Source organism: Rhodoplanes sp. SY1 (assembly GCF_046000175.1).
Classification (GTDB): domain Bacteria; phylum Pseudomonadota; class Alphaproteobacteria; order Rhizobiales; family Xanthobacteraceae; genus Rhodoplanes.
Genome location: NZ_JBEOMB010000047.1, coordinates 64,411 through 88,928 on the forward strand (window position 1 = coordinate 64,411; position 24,518 = coordinate 88,928).

General features: G+C 72.4%; 20 protein-coding genes. 8 read left to right on the forward strand and 12 right to left on the reverse strand.

The genetic code is table 11. The features are described 5' to 3' along the window. Positions 1-194 precede the first annotated feature (194 nt). Positions 195-5,084, forward strand: a complete 4,890-nt coding sequence (locus ABTU92_RS13435) for an NAD-glutamate dehydrogenase (protein WP_408091379.1) — start codon at positions 195-197, stop codon at positions 5,082-5,084. Positions 5,085-5,298: 214 nt separating this feature from the next. Here the strand turns inward: ABTU92_RS13435 and ABTU92_RS13440 are convergent, their stop codons facing one another. Further along, positions 5,299-6,504 (reverse strand): PAS-domain containing protein, encoded by a 1,206-nt coding sequence (locus ABTU92_RS13440; protein ID WP_408091381.1) that lies wholly within the window; start codon positions 6,502-6,504, stop codon positions 5,299-5,301. Between the two features lie 220 nt (positions 6,505-6,724). On the opposite strand from ABTU92_RS13440, the gene ABTU92_RS13445 reads away from it, so the two are divergent. Next, entirely contained in the window at positions 6,725-7,075 is a 351-nt protein-coding gene (locus ABTU92_RS13445; protein WP_408091383.1) for a hypothetical protein, read from the forward strand. Here ABTU92_RS13445 and ABTU92_RS13450 read toward each other — a convergent pair. The 9 genes from ABTU92_RS13450 to ABTU92_RS13490 form a co-directional block, all read right to left on the reverse strand. Further along, positions 7,020-7,523 (reverse strand): RNA pyrophosphohydrolase, encoded by a 504-nt coding sequence (locus ABTU92_RS13450; RefSeq protein ID WP_408091384.1) that lies wholly within the window; start codon positions 7,521-7,523, stop codon positions 7,020-7,022. The genes ABTU92_RS13445 and ABTU92_RS13450 overlap by 56 nt on opposite strands. A 177-nt stretch (positions 7,524-7,700) precedes the next feature. Beyond that, the gene (locus ABTU92_RS13455; RefSeq protein ID WP_408091386.1) at positions 7,701-8,663 is read right to left on the reverse strand and encodes a tripartite tricarboxylate transporter substrate-binding protein; all 963 of its coding nucleotides are present in this window, start codon (positions 8,661-8,663) and stop codon (positions 7,701-7,703) included. A gap of 139 nt (positions 8,664-8,802) precedes the next feature. Beyond that, positions 8,803-10,125 (reverse strand): divergent polysaccharide deacetylase family protein, encoded by a 1,323-nt coding sequence (locus ABTU92_RS13460; RefSeq protein WP_408091388.1) that lies wholly within the window; start codon positions 10,123-10,125, stop codon positions 8,803-8,805. A 224-nt stretch (positions 10,126-10,349) separates the two neighbouring features. Continuing rightward, positions 10,350-11,699: a S41 family peptidase gene (locus ABTU92_RS13465; RefSeq protein ID WP_408091390.1), complete on the reverse strand. Its 1,350-nt coding sequence runs from the start codon at positions 11,697-11,699 to the stop codon at positions 10,350-10,352. Continuing rightward, positions 11,696-13,024: a murein hydrolase activator EnvC family protein gene (locus ABTU92_RS13470; protein WP_408091392.1), complete on the reverse strand. Its 1,329-nt coding sequence runs from the start codon at positions 13,022-13,024 to the stop codon at positions 11,696-11,698. Before ABTU92_RS13470 ends, ABTU92_RS13465 begins: the two co-directional genes overlap by 4 nt. 156 nt (positions 13,025-13,180) lie before the next feature. Continuing rightward, positions 13,181-13,663, reverse strand: coding sequence for a 23S rRNA (pseudouridine(1915)-N(3))-methyltransferase RlmH (gene rlmH / locus ABTU92_RS13475; RefSeq protein WP_408091394.1), 483 nt, complete (start codon positions 13,661-13,663; stop codon positions 13,181-13,183). Positions 13,664-13,679: 16 nt separating this feature from the next. Then, on the reverse strand, positions 13,680-13,979 hold the full coding sequence (gene rsfS, locus ABTU92_RS13480) for a ribosome silencing factor (RefSeq protein ID WP_408091442.1): 300 nt from the start codon (positions 13,977-13,979) through the stop codon (positions 13,680-13,682). A gap of 290 nt (positions 13,980-14,269) precedes the next feature. After that, the gene (locus tag ABTU92_RS13485) at positions 14,270-15,067 is read right to left on the reverse strand and encodes a nicotinate-nucleotide adenylyltransferase (RefSeq protein ID WP_408091396.1); all 798 of its coding nucleotides are present in this window, start codon (positions 15,065-15,067) and stop codon (positions 14,270-14,272) included. A gap of 61 nt (positions 15,068-15,128) precedes the next feature. Next, a complete protein-coding gene (locus ABTU92_RS13490) occupies positions 15,129-16,370 on the reverse strand; it encodes a glutamate-5-semialdehyde dehydrogenase (protein WP_408091444.1) in 1,242 nt (413 codons plus the stop codon). 331 nt (positions 16,371-16,701) lie between these two features. Between ABTU92_RS13490 and ABTU92_RS13495 the strand changes: the two genes are divergently transcribed. Together ABTU92_RS13495 and ABTU92_RS13500 are read left to right on the forward strand one after the other, a co-directional pair. Next, positions 16,702-16,932 carry a hypothetical protein gene (locus tag ABTU92_RS13495; protein WP_408091398.1) on the forward strand — a complete coding sequence of 77 codons (231 nt, stop codon included), beginning with the start codon at positions 16,702-16,704 and terminating at the stop codon, positions 16,930-16,932. Between the two features lie 113 nt (positions 16,933-17,045). Continuing rightward, positions 17,046-18,080, forward strand: a complete 1,035-nt coding sequence (locus tag ABTU92_RS13500) for a hypothetical protein (RefSeq protein WP_408091400.1) — start codon at positions 17,046-17,048, stop codon at positions 18,078-18,080. A 75-nt stretch (positions 18,081-18,155) separates the two neighbouring features. Here the strand turns inward: ABTU92_RS13500 and grpE are convergent, their stop codons facing one another. Both grpE and hrcA read right to left on the reverse strand, forming a co-directional pair. Continuing rightward, positions 18,156-18,911, reverse strand: a complete 756-nt coding sequence (grpE, locus tag ABTU92_RS13505) for a nucleotide exchange factor GrpE (protein ID WP_408091402.1) — start codon at positions 18,909-18,911, stop codon at positions 18,156-18,158. A 125-nt stretch (positions 18,912-19,036) separates the two neighbouring features. Beyond that, a complete protein-coding gene (gene hrcA / locus ABTU92_RS13510; RefSeq protein ID WP_408091404.1) occupies positions 19,037-20,110 on the reverse strand; it encodes a heat-inducible transcriptional repressor HrcA in 1,074 nt (357 codons plus the stop codon). 261 nt (positions 20,111-20,371) lie between these two features. On the opposite strand from hrcA, the gene rph reads away from it, so the two are divergent. The 4 genes from rph to ABTU92_RS13530 all read left to right on the forward strand — a co-directional run bounded on the left by rph (position 20,372) and on the right by ABTU92_RS13530 (position 24,482). Beyond that, positions 20,372-21,085: a ribonuclease PH gene (rph, locus tag ABTU92_RS13515; protein WP_408091406.1), complete on the forward strand. Its 714-nt coding sequence runs from the start codon at positions 20,372-20,374 to the stop codon at positions 21,083-21,085. A 154-nt stretch (positions 21,086-21,239) separates the two neighbouring features. Continuing rightward, positions 21,240-21,887: an RdgB/HAM1 family non-canonical purine NTP pyrophosphatase gene (gene rdgB, locus ABTU92_RS13520; protein WP_408091408.1), complete on the forward strand. Its 648-nt coding sequence runs from the start codon at positions 21,240-21,242 to the stop codon at positions 21,885-21,887. Between the two features lie 4 nt (positions 21,888-21,891). Further along, complete coding sequence (gene hemW, locus ABTU92_RS13525) at positions 21,892-23,079, forward strand: radical SAM family heme chaperone HemW (protein WP_408091446.1); 1,188 nt, start codon at positions 21,892-21,894, stop codon at positions 23,077-23,079. Positions 23,080-23,252: 173 nt separating this feature from the next. Then, positions 23,253-24,482, forward strand: a complete 1,230-nt coding sequence (locus ABTU92_RS13530) for an aminotransferase class I/II-fold pyridoxal phosphate-dependent enzyme (RefSeq protein ID WP_408091410.1) — start codon at positions 23,253-23,255, stop codon at positions 24,480-24,482. The last annotated feature ends 36 nt before the right edge of the window (positions 24,483-24,518 follow it).

A 24,518-nucleotide genomic window follows, 5' to 3' on the forward strand; every position in this document is an offset into this window, starting at 1 on the left:
CGCCGAGGGGCGAAATGCCCGACCGGCATGGCCCCGTTCCCGACTTGGCCGGGGATCGCGTCGCGCGCGTGAGGCCGACCCCCGGCCGGCGCAAGTCCGATCTGCATACGTAATCGGCACTCTGCCGTCATCGTGTGCAGAGGATTATGTGGGAACCGGCTCGACATGCGGGCCGATGTCGCGAGGAGCACGCCATGGATGCGGACACGGCGGGAGCCGGAGCGGGCTTCGGGTCAGGGCTCGGAGCGGGAGCAGGCTCCGACGAGTCGCGGGCGAACAGCGTGATCGCCGCGGCCGAGGCGATCCTGACGGCCCGCCACGGGGACGCGGCCGCCGGGCTGGCCGGCGCCCTGTTCGGGGCGGTCGCGGCCGAGGACCTCGCCGAGTACGACGGCGACGAGCTGGCGACGCTCGCGGACGGCGCCCTCGCCTTTCTCGCCGAGCGCACCCCCGGCACGCCGAAGATCCGGATCGCGACGCCCGATGCCGTCGCCGCGCCGGCGCCCGTGTCGGTGATCGAGATCGTCAACGACGACATGCCGTTCCTGGTCGATTCGGTGCTCGGCGCGTTGCGCGAGCACGGGCTCGATCCGCTGCTCGTCGCCCATCCGGTTCTCGCCGTGACGCGCGACGCCGAGGCCCGCCTGCAGGCGTGGGCGCCGGCCGTCGGACCGGCCGTCCCGAGCACGGCTCGCGAAAGCCTGATCCACATCCATGTCGAGCGCATCGCCGACGCCGCCCGCCGCGACGAGATCGTCGCCGCCCTCGTGGCGACGCTCGCCGACGTGCGGCTCGCCGTGACCGACTGGCGGGCGATGCGGACCCGGCTCGAGGACGTGATCGCGACGCTCGAGCGCGATCCGCCGCCGCTGCCCGACGGCGAGGTCGCCGAGGCGACCGCCTTCCTGCGCTGGCTGCTCGACGACAACTTCACGTTCCTTGGCATGCGGGCTCACGCGATCGACGACGACGCGGTGCCGACCGAGCCGGGAGGAGCCGCGCCCGCCGACGCGCTCGGCATCCTGCGCCAGGGCGACGTGCGGGTGCTGCGCCGCGGCCGCGAGATGGTCGCGGTGACGCCCGAGGTGATGGAGTTCCTGCAGGAGCCGAAGGCCCTGATCATCACCAAGGCGAACGCGCGCTCGCGCGTGCATCGCCGCGTCCACATGGACTATGTCGGCATCAAGCGCTTCGACGCGAGCGGCCGCGTCGTCGGCGAGCTGCGCCTCGTCGGCCTGTTCACGGCGACCGCCTACACCCGCTCGGCCCGCGGCATCCCGTATCTGCGCCGCAAGGTCGAGGCCGTGCTGGCGCGCGCCGGCTTCGCGCCGGCGAGCCACTCGGCCCGCGTCCTCGCCAACGTGCTGGAGACCTATCCGCGCGACGAGCTGTTCCAGGTCGACGAGGCGACGCTGCTGCGCTTCTCGCTGATCGTGATGCATCTCGGCGAGCGGCCGCGGGTGCGCGTGCTGCCGCGGCTCGACCGCTTCGATCGCTTCGTCTCGGTGATCGTCTACGTGCCGCGCGACCGCTACGACTCGACCATCCGCGAGGCGATCGGGGCGCATCTCGCCGCCGTCTACACGGGCCGCATCGTCGCCTTCTATCCGTGGTTCCCGGACGGGCCGCTGGTGCGGGTCCACTACATCGTCGGCCGCTTCGCCGGCGAGACGCCGCGACCGAGCCGCGCCGCCCTGGAGGAGGCCGTCTCCGGCATCGTGCTGACCTGGCAGGACCGGCTCGCCGCGGCGCTCGCCGCCAGCCACGAGCCGGTCCGTGCCGCCGCCCTCAAGGAGAGATACGCCGAGGCGTTCTCGCGCGCCTATCGCACCGCCTTTACGCCGTCGACCGCGGTCGACGACATCAAGATCCTGGAGCGCCTGACGCCGGAGCGGCCGCTCGGCGTCGACTTCTACCGCAACGCCACCGACGCCCCCGCCTGCGCCCGCCTGAAGGTGTGGAGCCAGGGCCGGCCCATCCCGCTCTCCGAGCGCGTGCCGGTGCTGGAGCACATGGGCTTCCGCGTCGTCGAGGAGAGCACGTTCAGGGTGGCGACGCCGACCGGGGACGCTTCGAGCGCGCCCGTGTGGCTGCACGACATGCAGCTGGAGCGGCTCGGCGGCGGCGCCGTCGATCTCGATCTGCTCGGTCGCCGGCTCGAGGCCGTGTTCCTGATGGCGATGCGCGGGCTCGCGGAGGACGACGGCTACAACGCGCTGGCGCTGGTCGCCGCCATGCCGTGGCGCGACATCGCGCTGGTGCGCATGCTGTCGCGGGCGCTGCGCCAGTTCGGCGTGAGCTGGTCGCAGGACTACATGTGGGCGACCCTGACCCGCCACCCGGCCATCGCCGAGCGGATCGTCGCGCTGTTCCACGCCCGCTTCGCGCCGCGCCAGGGCCTGTCGGTCGACGACCGCGCCGACCACGAGACCGAGATCCTGCACGAGATCGACACGGCACTCGACGCCGTCGAGAGTCTCGACGAGGACCGCATCCTGCGCCGCTTCGTCAATCTGGTGCTCGCGGCGGTGCGCACCACCTATTATCAGCTCGATCGCGACGGCCTGCCCAAGCCCGTGATGGCGATCAAGTTCGACAGCCGGCGCATCGACGACCTGCCGCTGCCGCGGCCGCTCTACGAGGTGTTCGTCTACTCGCCGCGGCTGGAGGCCGTGCATCTGCGCTTCGGCAAGGTGGCGCGCGGCGGCATCCGATGGTCGGACCGGCCGCAGGACTTCCGCACCGAGGTGCTCGGCCTCGTGAAGGCCCAGCAGGTGAAGAACGCCGTCATCGTGCCGGTCGGCGCCAAGGGCGGCTTCGTGCCCAAGCAGCTCCCCGTCGGCGGCAGCCGCGAGGCCGTGCAGGCCGAGGCGATCGCCAGCTACGAGCTCTTCATGGGCGCGCTGCTCGACCTCACCGACACGATCGCGCCCGACGGCCGCGTGATCGCGGCCGACACGGTGCGGCACGACGGCGACGATCCCTATCTGGTCGTCGCCGCCGACAAGGGCACGGCGACCTTCTCGGACATCGCCAACGGCATCGCCCAGGCGCACGGCTTCTGGCTCGACGACGCCTTCGCGTCGGGCGGCTCGGCCGGCTACGACCACAAGGTCATGGGCATCACGGCGCGCGGCGCCTGGGAGGCGGTGAAGCGCCACTTCCGCGAGATGAACGTCGACATCGGCAAGGTGCCGTTCACGGCGGTCGGCGTCGGCGACATGTCGGGCGACGTGTTCGGCAACGGCATGCTGCGCGAGCGCACCACGAAGCTGATCGCGGCGTTCGACCATCGCGACATCTTCATCGATCCGACGCCGGATCCGGAGCGCAGCTTCGCGGAGCGGGCGCGGCTGTTCGCCCTGCCGCGGTCGAGCTGGCAGGACTACGACACGTCGCTGATCTCTTCCGGCGGCGGGGTGTTCCCGCGCAGCGCCAAGGAGATCACGTTGTCGCCGCAGGCCCAGGCGGCGATCGGGCTGAAGAAGGAGCGCGTCACGCCGACCGAGCTGATGAGCGCCATCCTGAAGGCGCCCGTCGACCTGTTGTTCTTCGGCGGCATCGGCACCTATGTGCGCGCGCCGGAAGAGACCAACGATCAGGCCGGCGACCGCGCCAACGACGCGATCCGCATCACCGGCCCGGAGCTGCGCTGCAAGGTGGTCGGCGAGGGCGCCAATCTCGGCCTCACCCAGCGCGGTCGCATCAGCGCGGCGCTGGCCGGCGTGCGGCTCAACACCGATGCGATCGACAACTCGGCCGGCGTCAACACGTCCGACGTCGAGGTGAATCTGAAGATCGCGCTCGGCCGGCCGCTGCGCGACGGCCGGCTCGACCGGCCGGGGCGCGATACGCTGCTCGCCTCGCTGACCGACGACGTCGGCCGCGTCGTGCTGCGCAACAACTACCAGCAGACCCAGGCGCTCTCGCTGGCGCAGCGCCGCGGGCTCGAGGATCTCGGTTTCCAGCAGCGGCTGATGCAGACGCTGGAGCGCCGCGGCCTCCTCGACCGCGCCGTCGAGATGCTGCCCGACGACGTCGAGATCGCCGAGCGGCGCAGTCGCGGCGTGCCGCTGACAAGGCCCGAGCTCGCCGTGCTGCTCGCCTATGCCAAGCTGTCGCTCTCGCACGACCTCCTGGAGTCGTCGATTCCCGACGACGCCTATCTGTCGCGCGAGCTCGGCCGCTACTTCCCGCCGGTCGTCGGCGAACGCTTCCCCGACGCGCTGACCGAGCACCGGCTGCGCCGCGACATCATCGTGACGCAGCTCGCCAATTCGATGATCAACCGCGGCGGCCCGACCCTGATCGTGCGCATCGCCGATCAGACCGGCGCGGCACCGGACCGCATCGCCGCCGCCTTCGCGGCGGTGCGCGACTCCTTCGACATGGTGGCGCTCAACACGGCGATCGAGGCGCTCGACAACCGCATCTCCGGCGACCTGCAGCTCGCGCTCTTGGAGCAGGTGCAGAACCTGCTGCTCGACCGCATGGTGTGGGTGCTGCGCCGGCTCGATCTCTCGGGCGGCCTCGCCGGCATCGTCGACCGTCACCGGGCCGGCATCGCCGCCATCGAGGCGGCGCTCGATCACGTGCTGCCGAAGCCCGCCCAGGTGGCGCGCGCTGCCCGCACCTCCGAGCTCGCCGCCGCCGGCGTGCCGGAGGCGCTGGCGCAGCGGCTCGCCGACATGCCGCAGATCGGCGGCGCGCTCGACGCGATCCGGGTCGCCGACCGGGTCGGCCGTCCGGTCGAGGAGGCCGCGGCGACGTGGTTCGCGGTGGCGGCGCATTTCGACATCGACCGGCTGTCGATCGCGGCCAGAAAAATCGTCGTCGCCGACTATTTCGACCGCCTCGCGCTCGACCGAGCGCTCGATCAGATCGGCGACGCGGCGCGCCGCATCACGGCCGAGACGATGGCGGACGGGTTGTCCGGTCCCGCCGCCGTGGAGGCCTGGACGAAAGCGCGTGGTGGCGCCGTCGACCGGGTGCGGGTCGCCGTGCAGGAGATCGCCGCGTCCGGCCTGACGCTGTCGCGCCTCTCGGTCGCGGCCAGCTTCCTGGGCGACCTCGCGCCGGGGTGATGCGACGAGGCACCGCGTGCCCCGGACAAGGCGCGTCGGGCCAGCGGCCCGATGCGCCGCAGAGCCGGGGCCCAGGGGCGGCTGGGTGAGCGTCTCGTTCCTTGGCGCTGGGTCCCGGTTCGCGGCGCGTGGCGCCGCGCCCGGGACACGAAGCTCTTCTTCGGTGCGAAGCAGCGTGAACCGATCCACTTCGACCGCATTCGCCGCGACCTGATCAGCTCGCCAGCCGCAGCTTCGCCAGCGGTCCGGACAGGGCCGGCACCGGCAGCGGGTGGCGCACCCGGCCGGTACGGTCCTGCAGCATCGTGATCAGCATCTGCGGCTCGCCGTCGGGAGCGCAGACCGGCAGGCAGCGTGCCGAGACGATGCGCGCTCCGGCGGCCGGCGTCTCGATCGCCCGCTCCGCGATCAGCACCGGCATGCGCGTGTCGAGCACGGCGCGCTCGTCGCCGGTGATCAGCTCGGCGGTGAGGCGCGGGAAGATCTCGCGCGCCGTACGGCCGAGCACCGCATGGCGGGAGACGCCGAGCAGGGCTTCGGCGGCGCGGTTCATCAGCACGTAGCGGCGGTCGCCGGCGTCCTTGGCGAGGATCGCGTCCGGCACGGCGTCGAGCACGGTGACGAGCAGCGCCTCGGAGCGCACGAGGGCCGCCTCGGCGCGGCGTCGCACCGTCACGTCCTCGTGGGTCGACACCCAGCCGCCGAGCGCGAGCGGCCGGTGCGTGATGCTGATCACGCGCCCGTCGGCGAGCACGAACTCCTCGGCGCCGTCCCGCCGCTCGGCGATCCAGCGCACGAAGGCCTGCGCGTCGCCGAGGCCGGCGCCGGCGCGCGCCAGGCGGCGCAGCAGCGCCTCCAGCGGCAGGCCGGGCTCGGCCGCCTCGCGGGCGAGGCCGTACATCGCGAGGAAGCCGTCGTTGCACATGACCAGCCGCATCGAGGCGTCGATGCCGACGACGCCGAGCGGCAGGTTGTTCAGCGTGGTCGCGAGCGTCTCGCGCTCGGCCCGGATCGCGTCCTGGGCCTGCTCGCGCGCCGCCGCGGCGGTCGCGGCGTCGAGCGTCGCGGCGCGTTGCGCGGCGTCGCCGCCGATGCCCGCGCGCGGCGCGGCGCCGGAGAGCGCGGCCGCGGCTGCGACGATCGCGGCGATCGTCACCACGCCGAGCCCGGCGGCGATCCAGGCGGCGGCCGGGGGTGCGCCCTGCGCCAGAGTCGCCGTCACGGCGAGGGCCGACACGCTCGTGATCAGGAGCACGAGGCCAATCAGGACGCGCGCCACCCCGGCGTGGCGCGACGGCGCCGCGTGCGGGGGCGTATCGACCGCCTCGCCGGCGACCGTGGCCGCGGACACGGGCGTCGAGAACGGTCGCGTCGAGAACGGGCGCGTCGAAGAGTGGCTCGTGCGATGGGGGTTCGTCATGGACTCGGCGTCCTCCGCGTTTCGGGTCGCGGAGACTTCGATTAAACTCCTAACGGAACTTTGCTCGCATTCGCGACGTCGAGCGGCGCGCGGCCCGCGCGCGACGGCGCCGCGAGCCGGAAAAGGTGCCGTGATTCAGAGGCCCGGGGCGGTTAACGGCGGCGTTTACCACGGCGACGATCGACCGCCCTGCAGTCCCTCGCACCCGGAGGAGCTTCGTATGACGACCCCCGCCGCCCATCTCACGCTGCAGTTTCTCGGCTGGCTGGCCGAGGCGCCGCGCAGCTACGCCGCCGTGATGGAGGCGTGGCGGACGAGCTGTCCGCGCCTGTCGATCTGGGAGGATGCGCTGATCGACGGCCTGGTCGCGATCGGCGCCGGCGCGCCGAGCCGCGACACCGCCCCGGTGCGGCTCACGGCGCGTGGTCGCGCGCGGCTCGCCGCCGCCGGCGCGATGCCGGCCGCGACGACGCCAGAGACGCCAGCACCCGAGGCGGCTTCGCAGAGCGCGACCGTCACCGCGCGTATTTCGAGAACTCCGCGACGACGCGCTCGTAGACGGGCCGCTTGAACGGGATGATCAGGCCGGGGAGATTCTCCACCGGCTCCCAGCGCCACTCGGCGAACTCGGCCTCGTGGGCGCCGCCGCCCGGCGCGAGTATATCGATCTCGCGCTCGTCGCCGGTGAAGCGCAGCGCGTACCATTTCTGCGTCTGGCCGCGATACTTGCCCTTCCAGGCCTGGCCGACGATCTCGCGCGGGATATCGTAGGCGAGCCACTCCGCGACCTCGCCGAGCTTCTCTACCGAGCGGATCGAGGTCTCCTCGTACAGCTCGCGTAGCGCCGCCGGCCACGGATCCTCGCCGGGGTCGACGCCGCCCTGCGGCATCTGCCAGGCATGGACATTGTCGACGTGCTCGGGCCCCTCGGTGCGCCGCCCGATGAAGGCGAGCCCGTCGCGGTTGAGCACCATCACGCCGACGCAGGGACGGTAGGGGAGATCTTCGAAGCGGGTCATCCGGATCCAACCAAATCAGTTCGTCGTCATTCCGGGGCGCGGACCGAAGGTCCGCGCCCCGGAATCCAAAGGCGAATTCGGTCTGTTCCGCTGGATTCCGGGTTCGCGGCTGCGCCGCGCCCCGGAATGACCAGCCGTATCGGGTTCGGCGCGTTCATCGGCCGCCCGTGCCGGCGCTCACTGCGCCGGGCCCAGAACCTTGCGGTACTTCTCGATCTCGGAGACGACCAGGCGGCCGGCGGCGGCCGGGTCCATCTCCTCCTCGGTCGCCGGGATCGAGCCGAGATCGTCCATGCGCTTCTGCAGCGCGTCGCTCGCCACCGCCTTGCGCAGCGCGGCGTTGAGCCTGTCGATCGCGGCCTTCGGTGTGCCCTTCGGCGCGAACAGGGCGTTCCAGCCCTGCTGCTGCCACTCGGGCAGGCCGGCCTCGGCGGAGGTCGGCACGTCGGGAATCGTGCGCATGCGATGCGGCGCCGAGACGACGAGGCCGCGCACCAGCCCGTTCTGGATCGCGCCGGACACCGAGGCGGCGGCGTCGCAGACGCCGTCGACCTGGCCGCCCATCAGGTCGTTGAGGGCGGGCGCCGCGCCCCGATAGCTGACCAGCGTCACGTCGATTCCGGCCGCCGCCATGAAGGTCTTGCAGATGAGATAGTTCGACGACCCGACGCCGGCATGGCCGAGATTGACCTTGCCCGGATTGGCCTTCGCGTGGGCGATGAAGCTCTTCAGGTCGGTCGCCGGGAAGTCCTTGCGGATGGCGATCACCGGCACGGTCTTGGCGGCGAGCCCGATCGGGACGAAGTCGTCGTTGCTGTACTTGATCTCCGGATAGATGGCGTAGGCGGCCGCGTTGGTGCCGACATTGCCGATCGCGATCATGTAGCCGTCGGCCGGCGCGCGGGCGACGCGGGCGAGCGCGGTCGAGCCGCCGGCGCCGGGGACGTTCTCGTTGATGATGCGCTGGCCCAGCGCCTGCCCCATCTGCTCGGAGACGACGCGGGCGATCACGTCCGAGGTGCCGCCGGCGGCGAACGGCACGACCATGGTGACGGGGCGGGTGGGGAAGTCGTCGGCGGCGAGGGCGGGCAGGGGGGTGGCCAGCATCGCGGCGGCGGCGAGGCGGACGACGGCGTTCATGGCAGGGCTCCGGGGCATCCGGGGATCGGTTCGGCGGGAGACGGGTGCGCGAAAAGCGCGCCACCATAGCGGGTTTGGGGGTGCCGCGGCAGCCGGTCGCAGCACAAATTCCCGCTCGCCCGGAACGCCCCGCTCGCGCTCAGCTCGCCTTGGCGCGGGTCGTGATGGCGGTGATCGGCACCAGCACGATGCCGCGGCCCTCGGCCTGCTTGATCCACTGCGTCAGGCGCTCGATCGACAGCGGCAGGGCGCGGGCGATGCCGACCGCGCTGCCGGTCTCGCGCGCCGTCGTCTCCAGCCGGGCGAGCGCCCGGTCGATCTCGGCGTTGGACGGCACCGCGTCGATCACCACGGCGGCCTTGGCGAAGGGCAGGTTGTTGGCGCCGGCGAACTGGCTCGCGAGGCTGCGCGGCGAGGTGCCGTCGTCGACATAGACGAGGCCGCGCTTGGCGACCTCGCGCAGCACCGGGCCGATCGCCGTCTCGGTCGAGGTGAAGCGGCCGCCCATGTAGTTGACCACGCCGACATAGCCCTGCATGCGGCTCATCGCCCACTGCATGCGGTCGACGTTCTGCTCCGGTGTGAGCGAGGTGAGCAGCGTCTGCGGCCCCGGATCGTTGTCAGGATAGTCGAACGGCTCCATCGGCAGCTGCAGCAGGATCTCGTGGCCCTGGCCGCGCGCCTTGGCGGCGAGCGGCCCGACCTCGTTTCCGTAGGGCACGAAGGCGAGCGAGACGACGGGCGGCAGCTTCTCCAGCGCCCGCGCGCTGCCGCTGCTGCCGACTCCCAGCCCTTCGACGACCAGGGCGACCTTGATGCTCGCCTCGCTGGCCGGCGGCGCCTTGCGGGCATAGACGACCGACGGGCGGGTGCCGTCGAGGGCGATGCGCGGCACGTGGCCGTGGCGGGTCGCCTCGAGCAGCGACTGCTCGATCGCCGCGACCTTGACGTCCGGCTTCTGGCCGGACGGCTTGCCGTCGGCCTTCGGGTCGGCCTTGCCGTCGGCGGTCTCGGGCTTGCCCTCGCCGGCGCCGACCGACACCTGCTGCCGCTTGCCGGTCGAGCCGTCGATGATGGTCACGGTCTGGCCGCCCGCCGGGGCGCCGGGCGCGGCGCCCTTCTGGCCGGTGCCCGGCTGGCCGGTGCCCTGCTTGTCGGCGCCCGACCGGTCGGCGGGTGCCGCCGCGCCACCGGGCTCGCTCGCCGGGGCGGCGGCGTTCGGGGTGGCCGGGATGGTGCCGGGCGGCAGCGCGACGATGGCGGTCGGCTCGCCGCCGGTCGGATCGTCGACCACGACGGCCCAGCCGACGAAGCCGAGGAGGCACAGAGCGAGCAGCGCCGCGATCGGCATCTCGACCGGGACGTGTCGACGCTTGCGCCGATGCTCCGGCTCGGCCGCGAGCCCGTTCGCCGCGTCCGGCTCGGGCACGCCGAGCGGCTTCTCCAGATCGTCGCCGGCCACCGTTGACTCCCTGCGAATCACGGTCGCGAGTGTAGCACGCACGATTCGCCCCGGTGCGGCACCAACGCGCTGATCCGGCAGGCGCAAACGGCAATCGCCCGGCCCGCGTCAGCGGCGGGCGGTACGGAATGCCTCCCGAACCCGGCGCGCATGCGAAAAGGGCGGCCTCGCGGCCGCCCTTTCTAGCTTCGAAGCCTGTCGGCTCGTGAACCGGCGATGGCGCCTCAGTTCGGCACGGCGGCGGCCTTGCCGCTCGGCGGGAAGGCGGCGTTGACCTGGGTGCCGCGCATCAGGTCGAGGGCCATGCCCAGCGCCTTGTCGTCCTTGGCCTCCGGCGGGACGTAGGACTGCGACCCGGCCTGCTCCTCGCCATCCGCCTTGAGGTGGCCGCGCAGCGAGGACTCGCCGCGCATCTCGGCGCGCGACTTCACCTCGTCCGGCACGTCCTGCAGGACCTCGATGTCCGGCACGATGCCCTTGGCCTGGATCGAGCGGCCGGCCGGCGTGTAGTAGCGCGCCGTGGTCAGCCGCAGCGCGCCGTTGCCGGCGCCGAGCGGGATGATGGTCTGCACCGAGCCCTTGCCGAACGAGCGGGTGCCGATCAGGGTCGCGCGCTTGTGATCCTGCAGGGCGCCGGCGACGATCTCGGAGGCCGAGGCGGAGCCGCCGTTGACCAGGATGATGACCGGCTTGCCCTTGGTCAGGTCGCCCGGGCGGGCGTTGAAGCGCTGGGTCTCGTCGGGATCGCGGCCGCGGGTGGAGACGATCTCGCCGCGGTCGAGGAACGCGTCCGACACCGAGATGGCCTGGTCGAGCAGGCCGCCCGGATTGTTGCGCAGGTCGATGACGAAGCCGCGCAGCTTGTCGGCCGGGATCTGGTTTGCGAGGTCGCCGAGCGCCTTCTTGAGGCCCTCGGTGGTCTGCTCGTTGAACTGGGTGATGCGGATGTAGCCGACGTCGGTGCCCTCGATGCGGCTCCTCACCGAGCGGACCCGGATGATGTCGCGCGTGATGGCGATCTCGAGCGGCTTCTCGGCGCCCTTGCGCATCACCTTGAGGTTGATCTTGGTGTTGACCGGGCCGCGCATCTTCTCGACTGCCTGGTTCAGGGTCATGCCCTGCACGGCCTCGCCGTCGAGATGCGTGATCACGTCGTTGGCGCGGATGCCCGCCTTGGCGGCCGGGGTATCGTCGATCGGGGCGACGACCTTGACGAGGCCGTCCTCCATGGTGACCTCGATGCCGAGCCCGCCGAACTCGCCGCGGGTCTGCACCTGCATGTCGCGGAAGCTCTTCGGGTCCATGTAGCTCGAATGCGGGTCGAGCCCGGACAGCATGCCGTTGATCGCCGACTCGACCAGCTTGGAGTCGTCCGGCTTCTCGACATAGTGCGAGCGCACCCGCTCGAAGATGTCGCCGAACAGGTTGAGCTGGCGATAGGTGTCGGTGGAGGCGGCCTTGGCGCTCGACCACAGGAGGTTGGTGGCGAGGCCGGTCGGGATCTGGGTCGCGAGGCCGGTCAGGGCGGCGCCGGCGGCGGCCCCGAGCAGAACCAGTGAAGTCTTTCGCATCATCCGCGGACCTTCTCGCTCTCGTTGGTTGCCCACCAGGGGGACGGATCGACCGGGAGCCCGTCCTTGCGGAACTCCACGTAAAGCACGGGTGGCGACGGTCCGCCGGCGGCGGCGCTCGCCATCGCCGGACCGCTGCTTCCCATCGTCCCGACGGGCTCTCCGGTCAGGACGAATTGGCCGAGATCGACCGTGATCCGTTCCATGCCTGCCAGCAGGACATGATATCCACCGCCGGCATTCAGGATCAAGAGTTGGCCATAGGAACGGTACGGGGCGGCATAGACCACCCAGCCGTCGCACGGCGCCGTCACCTGGGCGCCGGCCCGGGCGGTAATCGAAAGCCCCTTCTCGGTGCCGCCGTGCATGTCGGCGGCGCCGAACTCGCGCAGCCGCATGCCGTTCACGGGCAGCGGCAGCGTCCCCTTGGCCGACGCGAAGGCGATCGCCGGGGCGAGCCGGCCGGGGTCCTTGAGGGCGGCGAGGTCAGGCCGGGCGCCGACCGCCGCCTGGTGCTCCGCCTGGGCGCGGGCGGCGCGCGCGGCGGCGTCGAGATTGTGCTCGAGCCGCGCGATCAGGTCCTTCAGGTTGTCGGCCTGGAGGGCGAGCTGCAGGGCGCGGCGGCGCGCCGTGTCGAGCTCCTTCTCGACCTCGCCGAGGCGCTTCTGGCGCTCCTCGATCAGCAGGCCGAGCCGGGTGCGCTCCTCGGCCAGCACGGCGAGGTCGTTGGCCCGCTTGGCTCGCTCGGCGGCGCTGTCGCGGCGCACCCGCACGAGATCGGCGAGATCGGTGGCGAGCGCCTCGGCCTCGCTCTTCAGCTCGGGCAGCACGGCGCCGAGCAGGATCGCGGTGCGCACCGACTTGAGCGCGTCCTCGGCGCTCACCAGGAAGGCCGGCGGCGGCCGCCGGCCGAGCCGCTGCAGGGCGGCCAGCACCTGGGCGATGGTGGCGCGGCGCGATTCCAGCGAGCCGTTGATGCCGTGCTCGGTCGATTCGAGCAGGTCGAGCCGGGCCTCGATGGCGGCGATCGCCTGCTCGGCGCCGCGCACCCGCCCGGCCGTGTCGATCATCGTCTGGTTCAGCTTGCGGCGATCCTCGCCGAGCCGGTCGATCTCGACCCGCAGCTGTTTCTCGGTGTCGGCGGCGCGCTTCTGCTCGGCCCGGATCGTCTCGAGCTCCTTGTCGCGCTGCCGGATGGTGTCGAGCACCGCAGGCGAGCGGCCACGCTCCTGCGCGACGACCGGACCGGCCGGCGCGGCCGCACAGGCGAAGGCCAGCGCCAGCGACAACGCGGCGCGCGCGGGGCGGGAGGACGGGCTCGGCGTCATCGGTTGCAGCGGCGATCCGGAATCGCGAGGCACGGGAATGGGAGGCACTTACCGACGGATTGGGGCGGCTTCGCGTCGCCCTGCCGGGCCAGCAGATGAATTCGCGTCCATGCTTTCGCCGACCGGCCATTTCTGGGCGGCACGCCGGGGACCGGCTCACCCCCGGTGGTACGGATGTCCGGACAGGATCGTCACTGCGCGATAGAGTTGCTCGAGCAGCATCACCCGGACGAGCTGGTGCGGCCAGGTGGCGGCGCCGAACGACAGGACGAGGTCGGCGCGCCGCCGGATCTCGTCGTCGAGGCCGTCCGCCCCACCGATGACGAACACGGCGGCCTCGCGGCCGGTGTCGCGCCAGGCGCGGATCTCGCCGGCGAAGGCCGGGCTGTCGAGGTTGCGGCCGCGCTCGTCGAGCGCCACCGTGACGGCGCCGTCCGGGATCACGTTGGCGAGCGCGATCGCCTCCTCCAGGCGGCGGCGGTCGATCTCCTGGGCCTTGCTCTCGCGGATCTCGACGACCTCGACGTCGCGCAGGCCGATCGCCCGGCCGCTCTTCGCCAACCGGTCGAGATAGCGCTCGCCGAGCTCGCGCTCGGCGCCCGCCTTCATCCGTCCGACCGCGGCGACCAGGAGCCGCATGGCGTCACCCGCGGGTTCAGCTCGCGGCGCGGCGCGCGCCGGCGTCGCGCGGCGCCCACATCTTCTCCAGCGCGTAGAAGGCGCGGACCTCGGGCCGGAACACGTGGATGATCACGTCGCCGGCGTCGATCAGCACCCAGTCGCAGTGCGGCATGCCCTCGACCTTGGTCCGCACGCCGGCCTTGCGCAGGTCCTCGATCACCCGATCGGCGATCGAGCCGACATGGCGGTTCGAGCGCCCGGTGGTGACCACCATAGCGTCGGCCAGCGCGGACTTGTCGCGGAGATCGATGGTCGTCGTCTCCTCTGCCTTCATGTCGTCGAGGCGGGCGAGGACGAGTCGAAGCGTCTCGTCGGCGTCGGGACGCGGCGGCCGCGGCTGCAACGGAGCGGCGTCGGTGTCGACCGTGGCCGGCAAGGCCGGTTTCGACGGGTTCGACTTGGCCGGGCCCGAACGGGCGGCGGAGGCGGCGGGCTTTCGGGAGGCGCTCGCCCGCGAGCGCGCAGATGTCGTCAGGGGACCTTCCTTTTGAGCAAGACCCATTGCGCTGAGCCGAGCCTGTGCGGTCGGCCGACTCTCAAGATAAGGGGCCGGGGTAAATGGTTTCAACCACCCGCGGTGCCGCGCCGGAGGTTTCTTTCGGGCTCTTGCGTCCGGGCAACGCTCGCGCCGAAGCCCGCGTCGTCGTCCGCTGCTTCGGCGGCGTCGCCCGTCCCGTCGCCGGCGTGCCCGCTCCCGGCCGGCAGCCGCCGCTGGGCGCGGAGCTGGGTCGAGGAGAGCGGCGACTTCAGGCCGTGCAGGAACGCCCAGGCGGGCGGCTTCAGATAGGGCAGCCGGACCGCCCGGTCCTCGTTGACGCGGGCGAAGGCGAGCGCCCGCCCGGCGACGCCGGAGCTCGCATAGAGGCTCGGCCCGAGCCGGTCGACCACCACGATCGGCACCAGGTCGGCGATGCCGCGCCAGTTGTTCCAGCGGTGGAAGCTGCGCAGGTTGTCGGCCCCCATGATCCAGACGAAACGCACGCCGGGGCAGCGCTTCACCAGATACTGGACGGTGTCGAACGTGTAGCGCACCCCGACCGCGGCCTCGAGCCCGGTGACGGCGATGCGCGGATGGCGGGCGAGCGCGCGGGCCGCCTCGATCCGCTCGGCCAAGGGTGCGAGGCCCGAGGTGTTCTTCAGCGGGTTGCCGGGCGTGACCAGCCACCACACGCGGTCGAGCCGCAGCCGCCGCATGGCGAGCAGGCAGGCGGCGAGATGGGCCTCGTGCGGCGGATCGAAGGTGCCGCCGAACAGGCCGATCCGCATTCCCGGCGCATAGGGCGGCACGCGATAGTCGCGGCCGCGAAGCGCCGCCTCGTCCCCCGCCGAGACGGGCCGGAGCGAATGGTACGCCATGGGCATGGAAGTCTCGGGATCCTCCGGCTCCGCGCGCTGCCTCCCGGGCCGGGAGGATCGGTCGACCCTATGGACGGGTCTGACCCGAGCCGCGGATGCGGTACTTGAAGGTGGTGAGCTGCTCGACGCCGACCGGGCCGCGGGCATGCAGCCGGCCGGTGGCGATTCCGATCTCGGCCCCGAACCCGAACTCGCCGCCGTCGGCGAACTGGGTCGAGGCGTTGTGCAGGACGATGGCCGAGTCCACCTCGGCCAGGAAGCGCTCGGCCGCGGCCTGATCGGCCGTGACGATCGCGTCGGTGTGGTGGGAGCCCCAGCGGTTGACGTGGCGGATCGCCTCGTCGATGCCGTCGACCACCTTGGCGGCGATGATGGCGTCGAGATACTCGGTCGCCCAGTCGGCCTCGCTCGCCGCCTTTACACGCGCATCGACGGCCTGCGCCGCGGCGTCCCCGCGCACCTCGCAGCCGGCGTCGAGCAGCATGGTCACGAGCGGCGCCAGATGGGTCGCCGCGACGGCGCGGTCGACCAGCAGGGTCTCGGCCGCCCCGCACACGCCGGTGCGCCGCAGCTTGGCGTTCATCAGGATCGATTTCGCCATCGCCAGATCGGCGCCGGCGTCGACATAGACGTGGCAGTTGCCGTCGAGATGCGAGAACACCGGGACGCGGGCCTCGGCCTGCACCCGGGCGACCAGATCCTTGCCGCCGCGCGGCACGATCACGTCGATGGTGCCGTCGAGCCCGCCGAGCATCAGCCCGACCGCGGCGCGGTCGCGGGTCGGCACCAGCTGGATCGCGTCCTCGGGCATGTCGGCGGCGCGCAGCCCTTCGACCAGGGCCGCATGAATGGCGCGCGAGGAGCGGAAGCTGTCGGAGCCGCCGCGCAGGATCACGGCGTTGCCGGCCTTCAGGCACAGCGCGCCGGCGTCGGCCGTGACGTTCGGCCGGCTCTCGTAGATGACGCCGATGACGCCGAGCGGCACCCGCACGCGCTCGATCGTCATGCCGTTCGGCCGCGTCCAGGCGTCCATGACGGCGCCGACCGGGTCGGCCAGCGCGGCGACCACCTCGATCCCCTCGGCCATCGCGGCGACGCGCTTCTCGTCGAGCTTGAGGCGGTCGATCAGCGCCGCCGTGGCGCCGCGGCTGCGCGCCTCGCTGACGTCCTCGGCATTGGCGGCCAGGATCTCCGGCGCCGCGGCGCGCAGCGCCTCGGCCATGGCGATCAGCGCCTCGGACTTGTCGATCGCGCTCGCCAGGGCGACGGCCCCGGCGGCCGCACGCGCGCGCCGCCCGATGTCCGCCATCACGGCGGTCAGGTCCGGGGTCCGGCCCTCCGGCCCGCGGGACTCGGTCACGCGGGATCCGGGCGTCGTCAGGGTGGCGCTCATCGGCGACATGCCTTTGTCATGACACCTTCCTAGCATGCCGGAAGGTCCGCTGCGAAGCGGGCCATCGCGTCGTCGTCGCGGGGCAGACTGGCGTTTCGGTCGGATCGGCCCCGCACGATCCGATCGGACCGGCTCGGTCGGACCGCCTCGATCGGACCGCTTCGGTCGAGCCGTCCCCGCCGAGCCGACCCGTCGTCCGCTCTCCAGTCCAGCCACCCGGCCACATTCGTCGGTCCCGGAGGTCGCCATGACGCCGAAGCAGCGCCTGCCCCGCCGGTTTCCGGTCGGCACCCGCCTGGTCGTCGAAGGCGAGCCGGATCGGCACGGCACGCTGCGGGTGGTGTCACGTTATCTGGTGATGCCGAACGGCCGGCGCTACGACCTCGGGTCGAACGCCGCGTCGCCGGACGGTCCGATGCCGAACACGCCGGTGGCCGGCGGGCCGCGCCGCCGCCGCGCCCCGACCGCCCCGGCCTGAGGCGCGCACCCGCGGCGCCGCGACGCATCTCGGCCTGCCCGAACCGCGCCGCATTGCGCTGACATCTGTTCCCGACCCGGGCGGCGGCCGCCGCGCCGGACGAGGGAAGCGCCATGATCCGAGAGCGTCGTCTGCGTGCGCAAGGTCCGTGCGAGCATCGGGCGCGAGAGCGTGGCTCGCGCACCGCCCGCGCCGCCGCGCTGGGCCTCGCGCTGGCCTCGCTGGTCGTGCTCGCCGGCCCGCTGACGACGACGGCCCGGGCCGCCGATCCGGTCTATCCGCCCGGCCTCAAGCTCGGCCTCGTCCCCACCGGCAGCCTCAAGGCGAGCGAGAAGTTTCCAGGCTTCGAGGACGACGACACCGGCGCCTCGGTGCTGATGCTGGAGGTGACGGGCCAGAGCCTCGCCGACACGGCCAAGCAGATCTCCCGCGACCGCATCAAGAAGCAGGGCATCGTCGAGGAGACGCGCGAGAGCTTCCCGGCCGGCGGCGAGGGCACCCTGGTGGCCGGTCGCCAGGAGGCGGACGGCAAGAAGGTCCGCAAGTGGATCCTGGTGGCGCCGGCCGGCGAGGCCGCCGCCCTGGTCGTCGTCCAGGTGCCGGAGGACGCCGCCAAGACCTATCCGGACGCGGCGGTGCGCAGCATGCTGGCGTCGGTCGCGCGGCGCGACGCGGTGCCGATCGAGGAGCAGCTGAGCCTGCTGCCGATCCGGATCGACGAGCTCTCCGGCATGCGGCCGGTGCGGGTCATCGGCGGCGCCGGCGCGGTGCTGACCGAGGGGCCGAAGGACACGCTGGACGCCACCGAGCAGCCCATGATGCTGGTCTCGGTCGGCCGCGGCGGGCCGGAGGAGACGGCGGCGCGCGACACCTTCGCCCGCAACCTGCTGGCCGGCTTCGGCGGCTACAAGGATCTGCGGGTGGTCAACGCCGAGATGCTGCGGCTCGGCGGCGGCAGCGCCAACACCCACCAGGTGATGGCGGAGGGCAAGGATCCGAAGACCGACGCGACGATCAAGCTCGTTCAGTGGATCCGTTTCGGCTCCGGCGCCTATCTGCGCATCCTCGGGGTCGCCCGCGACGACGCCTGGTCGAACGCCTTCCCGCGCTTCCGTGCCGTGCGCGACGGGGTCAATCCGCGCGGCTGAGGCCGGGCCAGCCGCGCCGGCGCGCGGCGCCGAGCCGAGCGACGTTCGGCGCCGTGGGGCGAAACGTCCGTCCGATCAGGTCGTGGTGCCGCCGGGCGGGAGACCCTCGCCGGCGGCCGGGGCCGTCGCTTCGCCGGCCGCCCCGCCGGGGGCGACCTTCGGGCCGCCCTTCGACACGCCGACCAAGGCGGGGCGCAGCACCCGCTCGCCGATCATGTAGCCGGCCTGGACGACCTGGACGACGGTGCCGTTCGGGGTCGTCTGATCCGGAATCTCGAACATCGCCTGGTGAACGTTGGGGTCGAACTTCTGGCCCTGCGGGTCGAACTTCTTCACCCCGTTGCGCTCGAAAGCCTTCAGGAGCTCGCGCTCGGTCAGCTCGACGCCTTCGAGGAAGCTCTTCACCGGCGCCGGCAGCGTGTCGCGGCTCTCGGCGCTCACCGCCTCCAGGGCGCGGCGGAGATTGTCGGCGACGGCGAGCATGTCGCGGGCGAAGCCCGAGATGCCGTAGGTGCGGGCGTCGGCGACCTCGCGCTCGGTGCGCCGGCGCAGATTCTCCATCTCGGCCAGCGTGCGCAGCAGCCGGTCCTTGTGCTCGGCGGCCTCCTTGGCGAGCGCCGCGACGTCCACGCCCGGGTTTTGCCCGGCGGCGGGATCCTGACCCGAGGGGTTTTGCCCCGAAGGATTTTGCCCGGCAGGATTTTGCGGGCCGGCCGCGGCCTCGGCCTTCGCCGCCGTCGCGGCATAGGCGGCACTGGCCGCAGCGGTCTCCGGGGCGCTCGCGCTCGTCGCCTCGTGGGCGGGCGCGGCGCCGGCCTTGTCGTCGGTCATGGCGATCCGTCCGTCTGTACGTTGATCCGGTTTCGCCCCCGCATATCGGGCCGCCGCGCGGGGAAATCAAGGATTTCGGCCGCGGGCCGGGCCGGCCGCGCGGGAGGCGCACCGCCGGCGGGGGCTCACCCCCCGAGCATCCGGCCGATCACGCGGGCCGTGTAGTCGACCATCGGGACGACGCGGGCGTAGTTGAGGCGGGTCGGGCCGATCACGCCGATGACGCCGACGATGCGGCCGGTGCTGTCGCGGTAGGGCGCGATGATGGTCGACGAGCCCGACAGCGAGAACAGCTTGTTCTCCGAGCCGATGAAGATGCGCACGCCCTCCGCCGATTCGGCCCGGCCGAGCAGGTCGACGAGGCCGCGCTGGGTCTCCAGCTCGTCGAACAGCTGGCGCACCCGCTCGAGGTCCTCCAGCGCGTGCAGGTCCTCCAGGAGATGCGCGTGGCCGCGCACGATCAGCTTGCGGTCGTCGCCGTCGCCGCCCGACCAGCTGGCGAGCCCGGCCGCGACGATCTTTTGCGTGAGCGCGTCGAGCTCGGCCTTGCCGGCGGCGAGCGCCTGCTCGAGCGCCGTGCGGGCGTCCAGAAGCGTCTGGCCGCGGATGTGGCGGTTGAGAAAGTTGGTCGCCTCGACCAGGGCGGAGCTCGGCAGGCCGGGCGGCAGGTCGAGGATGCGGTTCTCCACCTGGCCGTCCTCGGCGACCAGCACCACCAGCGCCCGGGTCGGCTCCAGCCGGACGAACTCGATGTGCTTGAGGCGGGCGTTCGCCTTGGTGGTGAGCACCACGCCGGCGGCCCGGGTGAGGCCCGACAGCATGGTCGAGGCCTCGGTGAGCACGCCCTCCATGGAGCGGCCGGCGCCCGCCACCTGGGCCTCGATCGAGCGGCGCTCGTCCTCCGGCAGGTCGCCGACCTGCATCAGCGCGTCGACGAAGAAGCGCAGCCCGAACTCGGTCGGCAGCCGGCCGGCCGAGGTGTGCGGGGCGTAGATGAGGCCCGCCTGCTCCAGGTCCTGCATGACGTTGCGCACCGAGGCGGGCGACAGCGTCATCGGGATCAGCCGCGCGAGGTTGCGCGATCCCACCGGCTCGCCGGTGGCGAGATAGCTGTCGACGATCCCGCGAAAGATCTCGCGGGAGCGCTCGTTGAGCTGGACGAGGCTGGGGCTGGCGCCGATCGGAAGGTCCTGGGACACGGGGCTTGGCTCGGGCTCGCGCGGGACTGACGGGTTCGGCCTCCAGATTTGTCCCTCGGCCCGGGGGAGCGCAAGCCGCCGGGCGATCGCGACCGGGGACCGCGGACAGCCGGCCCTTGCCGCCCGGGGTCCGGCGACCTAAAAGCGAGCCGCGATCGTTTCGCCCGCGGCGCCGCCGCGCGGCCGATCGCGCCATGCCCACAGCGACCCGTCCCCGGCGACCTCGCCGTCCGTTCCGTCGCTTCGCCCGAGGAGCCGTCCATGCGTCCGAGCCACCGCCAGCCCGACGAGCTGCGTGCCGTCTCGCTCGAACGCGCCGTGGTGAAGTATGCCGAGGGCTCCTGCTTCGTGAAGTTCGGCGACACCCATGTGCTGGTCACCGCCACCCTGGAGGACCGCCTGCCGCCGTGGCTCAAGGGCCAGGCGCGCGGCTGGGTGACGGCCGAGTACGGCATGCTGCCGCGCGCCACCTCGGAGCGCACCCGGCGCGAATCCGCGGCCGGCAAGCAGTCGGGCCGCACCGTCGAGATCCAGCGGCTGATCGGCCGCTCGCTGCGCGCCGTCCTCGACCTCGAGGCGCTCGGCGAGCGCCAGATCACGGTCGACTGCGACGTCATCCAGGCCGACGGCGGCACCCGCACGGCCTCGATCACGGGCGCCTGGGTGGCCCTGCACGACTGCCTCGCCTGGATGAAGGCGCGCGACATGCTGCGCGGCGAGGTCTTGCGCGATCACGTCGCGGCGGTGTCGTGCGGCGTCCACAACGGCCTCGCCGTGCTCGACCTCGACTATGCCGAGGACTCGCAGGCCGACACCGACGCCAACTTCGTGCTGACCGGCAACGGCGGCATCGTCGAGATCCAGGGCACGGCAGAGCGCGAGCCGTTCAGCGAGGCCCAGTTCCTCAGCCTGCTGGCGCTCGCCCGCAAGGGCGTCGGCCGGCTGGTCGAGCTGCAGAAAATGGCGGTGATGTGAGATCGGATCGGGCGGATATCCGGGTCGGTCATTCCGGGGCGGCGCACCGCGCCGAACCCGGAATCCAGCCGCGGATTCGGTGCTCCTGGCTGGATTCCGGGTTCGCACCTTCGGTGCGCCCCGGAATGACGCCGAACAGATCGCCGGGCGTCCGATGAGCGAGACGGCGCATCGTGTGCTGACCGGCCGGCTGGTCGTCGCGACCCATAATGCCGGCAAGCTGCGCGAGATGCGCGAGCTCTTGGCACCCTACGGCATCGAGGCCGTGTCGGCCGGCGAGCTCGGCCTGCCGGAGCCCGACGAGACCGGCACGACCTTCGTCGAGAACGCCCACATCAAGGCGGCGGCGGCAGCCCACGCGACCGGCCTGCCGGCCTTCTCGGACGACTCCGGACTCGTGGTCGACGCGCTCGACGGGGCGCCCGGCATCCACTCGGCCCGCTGGGCCGGCCCGGACAAGGACTTTCCCCGGGCGATGGCCGACATCCACGCGAAGCTCGTCGAGCGCGGCGCGACGGCGCCCGCGCAGCGCCGCGCCCATTTCGTCTCCGCCCTGTGCCTCGCCTGGCCGGACGGCCACCGCGAGGATTTTCTCGCGCGTGTCGACGGCGTGCTGGTGTGGCCGCCGCGCGGAACCCTCGGCTTCGGCTACGATCCGATGTTCCTGCCCAACGGCCACGATCGAACCTTCGGCGAGATGCCGGCCGAGGAGAAGCATGGCCTGCCGCCCATCGGAAAAGGCCTCTCGCATCGGGCCCGCGCCTTCGTGATGCTGGCGGAGGCGTGCCTTGAGCGACGCTGACCTCATGGAGCGCGCCGTGCTGGATCGCGTGACCGAGCCCCGCGAGGACGTGCCCTTCGGGGTCTACGTCCATTGGCCGTTCTGCCTGTCGAAGTGCCCGTATTGCGACTTCAACAGCCATGTCCGCCATGTCGCCGTGGAGCAGGACCGCTTCGCCCGCGCCTTCGCGACCGAGATCGCCACCACGGCGGAGCGGATCGGGCGCCGCACCGTGTCGACCATCTTCTTCGGCGGCGGCACGCCCTCGCTGATGAAGCCGGAGACGGTCGGCGCCGTGCTCGACGCCATCGCGAGGCACTGGACCGTGGCGCCGAACGCCGAGATCTCGCTCGAGGCCAACCCGACCTCGGTCGAGGCGGAGCGGTTCCGCGGGTTTCGCACGGCGGGAGTGAACCGGGTTTCACTTGGCGTCCAAGCATTGGACGATGATTCGCTAAAGGCGCTGGGCCGGCTTCACACGGCCGCAGAAGCCATGGCGGCGGTCGGCACGGCGCGAAAAATCTTCGACCGCTACTCGTTCGATCTGATCTATGCCCGCCCGGGCCAGGGCGTGGCGGCGTGGGCGTCCGAGCTGCGCCGCGCCATCGCCGAGGCGGCCGAGCATCTGTCGCTCTACCAGCTCACCATCGAGCCCGACACGCCGTTCGAGGCGCTGGAGCGGGCCGGCAAGCTCGCCGTGCCGGGCGACACGGTGGCGCGGCATCTGTTCGACATCACCCAGGAGGTCTGTGCCGCGGCCGGCCTGCCGGCCTACGAGGTGTCGAACCACGCCCGCCCGGGGGCCGAGTGCCGGCACAACCTCGTCTACTGGCGCTACGGCGAATATGCCGGCATCGGCCCGGGCGCCCATGGCCGCCTGCTCGACGCCGCCGGCGGCCGCTTCGCCACGGCGACCGAGAAGCGCCCCGAGGCGTGGCTGGCCAATGTCGAGGACCACGGGCACGGCTTGGTGGTCGACGAGGCGGTGACGCGGCCCGAGCAGGCCGACGAGTTCCTGCTGATGGGGCTGCGGCTCACCGAAGGCATCGACCCGAAGCGGTTCGAAAAGATCGCCGGCCGCCCGCTCGACCCGGCCCGCATCGCCGACCTCATGTCCTACGGCTTCGTCGAGACGATGCCGAACGGCCGGCTGCGCGTCACCCGCTCCGGCTTCCCGGTGCTCGACGCCGTGGTGGCGGATCTCGCGGCCTAGACGCGCGCCGGCGCCGGCTGCCGCGCCTCCTATGGCGACTTTCCGACCCTATCCCCCGCTGCGTCCGGCCCTTGACGGTCGATGGTTAATCGCGCCTTAACCTCGCCCCCTCTAAGCTTCACCCCGACGTGGCTGCGCCGTCCGGCGCGCCCGCCCACGAGCCGCACGATCCGATGTCCATGACCTCCGCCGCCAGTGCGCCCTCGGCCTCGCCCGCGAGGCCGCCCGAAACCCGCTCGCCCTTCGTGCGGCTCACCGAGCTGCTCGCGGGCGTCGTGCCGGCGCAGGCGCCCATCAACCTGTCGATCGGCGAGCCGCAGCATCCGATCCCGCCCTTCGTGAAGGACGCGCTCGTCGCCGATCTCGCCTCGCTCGGCCGCTACCCGGCCGGCAAGGGCACGGATTCTTTCCGCGAGGCCGCCGCCGGCTGGCTGACGCGCCGCTACGGCCTGCCGCGCGCCGTCGACGCGGCGAGCGAGGTGCTGGTCCTGTGCGGCACGCGGGAGGGCCTGTTTCTCGGCGCCATCGCGGCGAAGCGCTGGGTCGAGGCGCGGCGCGGCCCGCTGCCCGGCAAGCCCGCCATCCTGGTGCCGAACCCGTTCTACGCCGCCTATCCGGCCGGCGGCACGGCGGCCGACTGCGACGTCGTCTACATGCCGGCCTGGAAGCAGAACGGCTTCCTGCCCGACCTCGACGCGCTCGACGACGCGCTGCTCGCCCGCACCGTGGCACTCTACATCGCCTCGCCGGCCAACCCGCAGGGCGCCGTCGCCGATCTCGACTACCTGGCCCGCCTGCTGGCGCTCGCCCGCAAGCACGGTTTTCTCGTCTTCGCCGACGAGTGCTACTCGGAGATATATACGCGCGACGCACCGCCCGGGATTCTCCAGGCGGCCGGTGCCGACTTCTCCAACGCGGTGGTGTTCCAGTCGCTGTCGAAGCGCTCGAACCTGCCCGGCCTGCGCGTCGGCTTCGCGGCCGGCGACGCGGCGTTCCTGCAAAAGTTCCTCGATCTGCGCAACGTCGCGGCCCCGCAGGTGCCGGGCGTCGCCCAGGCCGTGGCCGCCGCTGCCTACGCGGACGAGGACCATGTGGAAGAGAACCGCCGGCTCTACGCGCGAAAATTCGACCTCGCCGACCAGATCGTCGGCGATCGCTGGGGCTATGTGCGCCCCGCCGGCGGCTTCTATCTGTGGCTCGACGTCGCCGCGCTCGGCGGCAGCGAGGCCGTGACGCTGAAGCTGTGGCGGGACGCCGGCGTGCGCGTGCTGCCGGGCCGCTACATCGCGCGCGACCAGGCCGACGGGTCCAATCCGGGGGCCGACTACATCCGGCTCGCGATGGTTCAGAACGAGGAGACCACGGCCGAGGCGCTGCACCGCCTCGTCGCCGTGCTGGGCTGAGCTCGGGATTTTGAGACACGGCGGCCGCATTCCGCG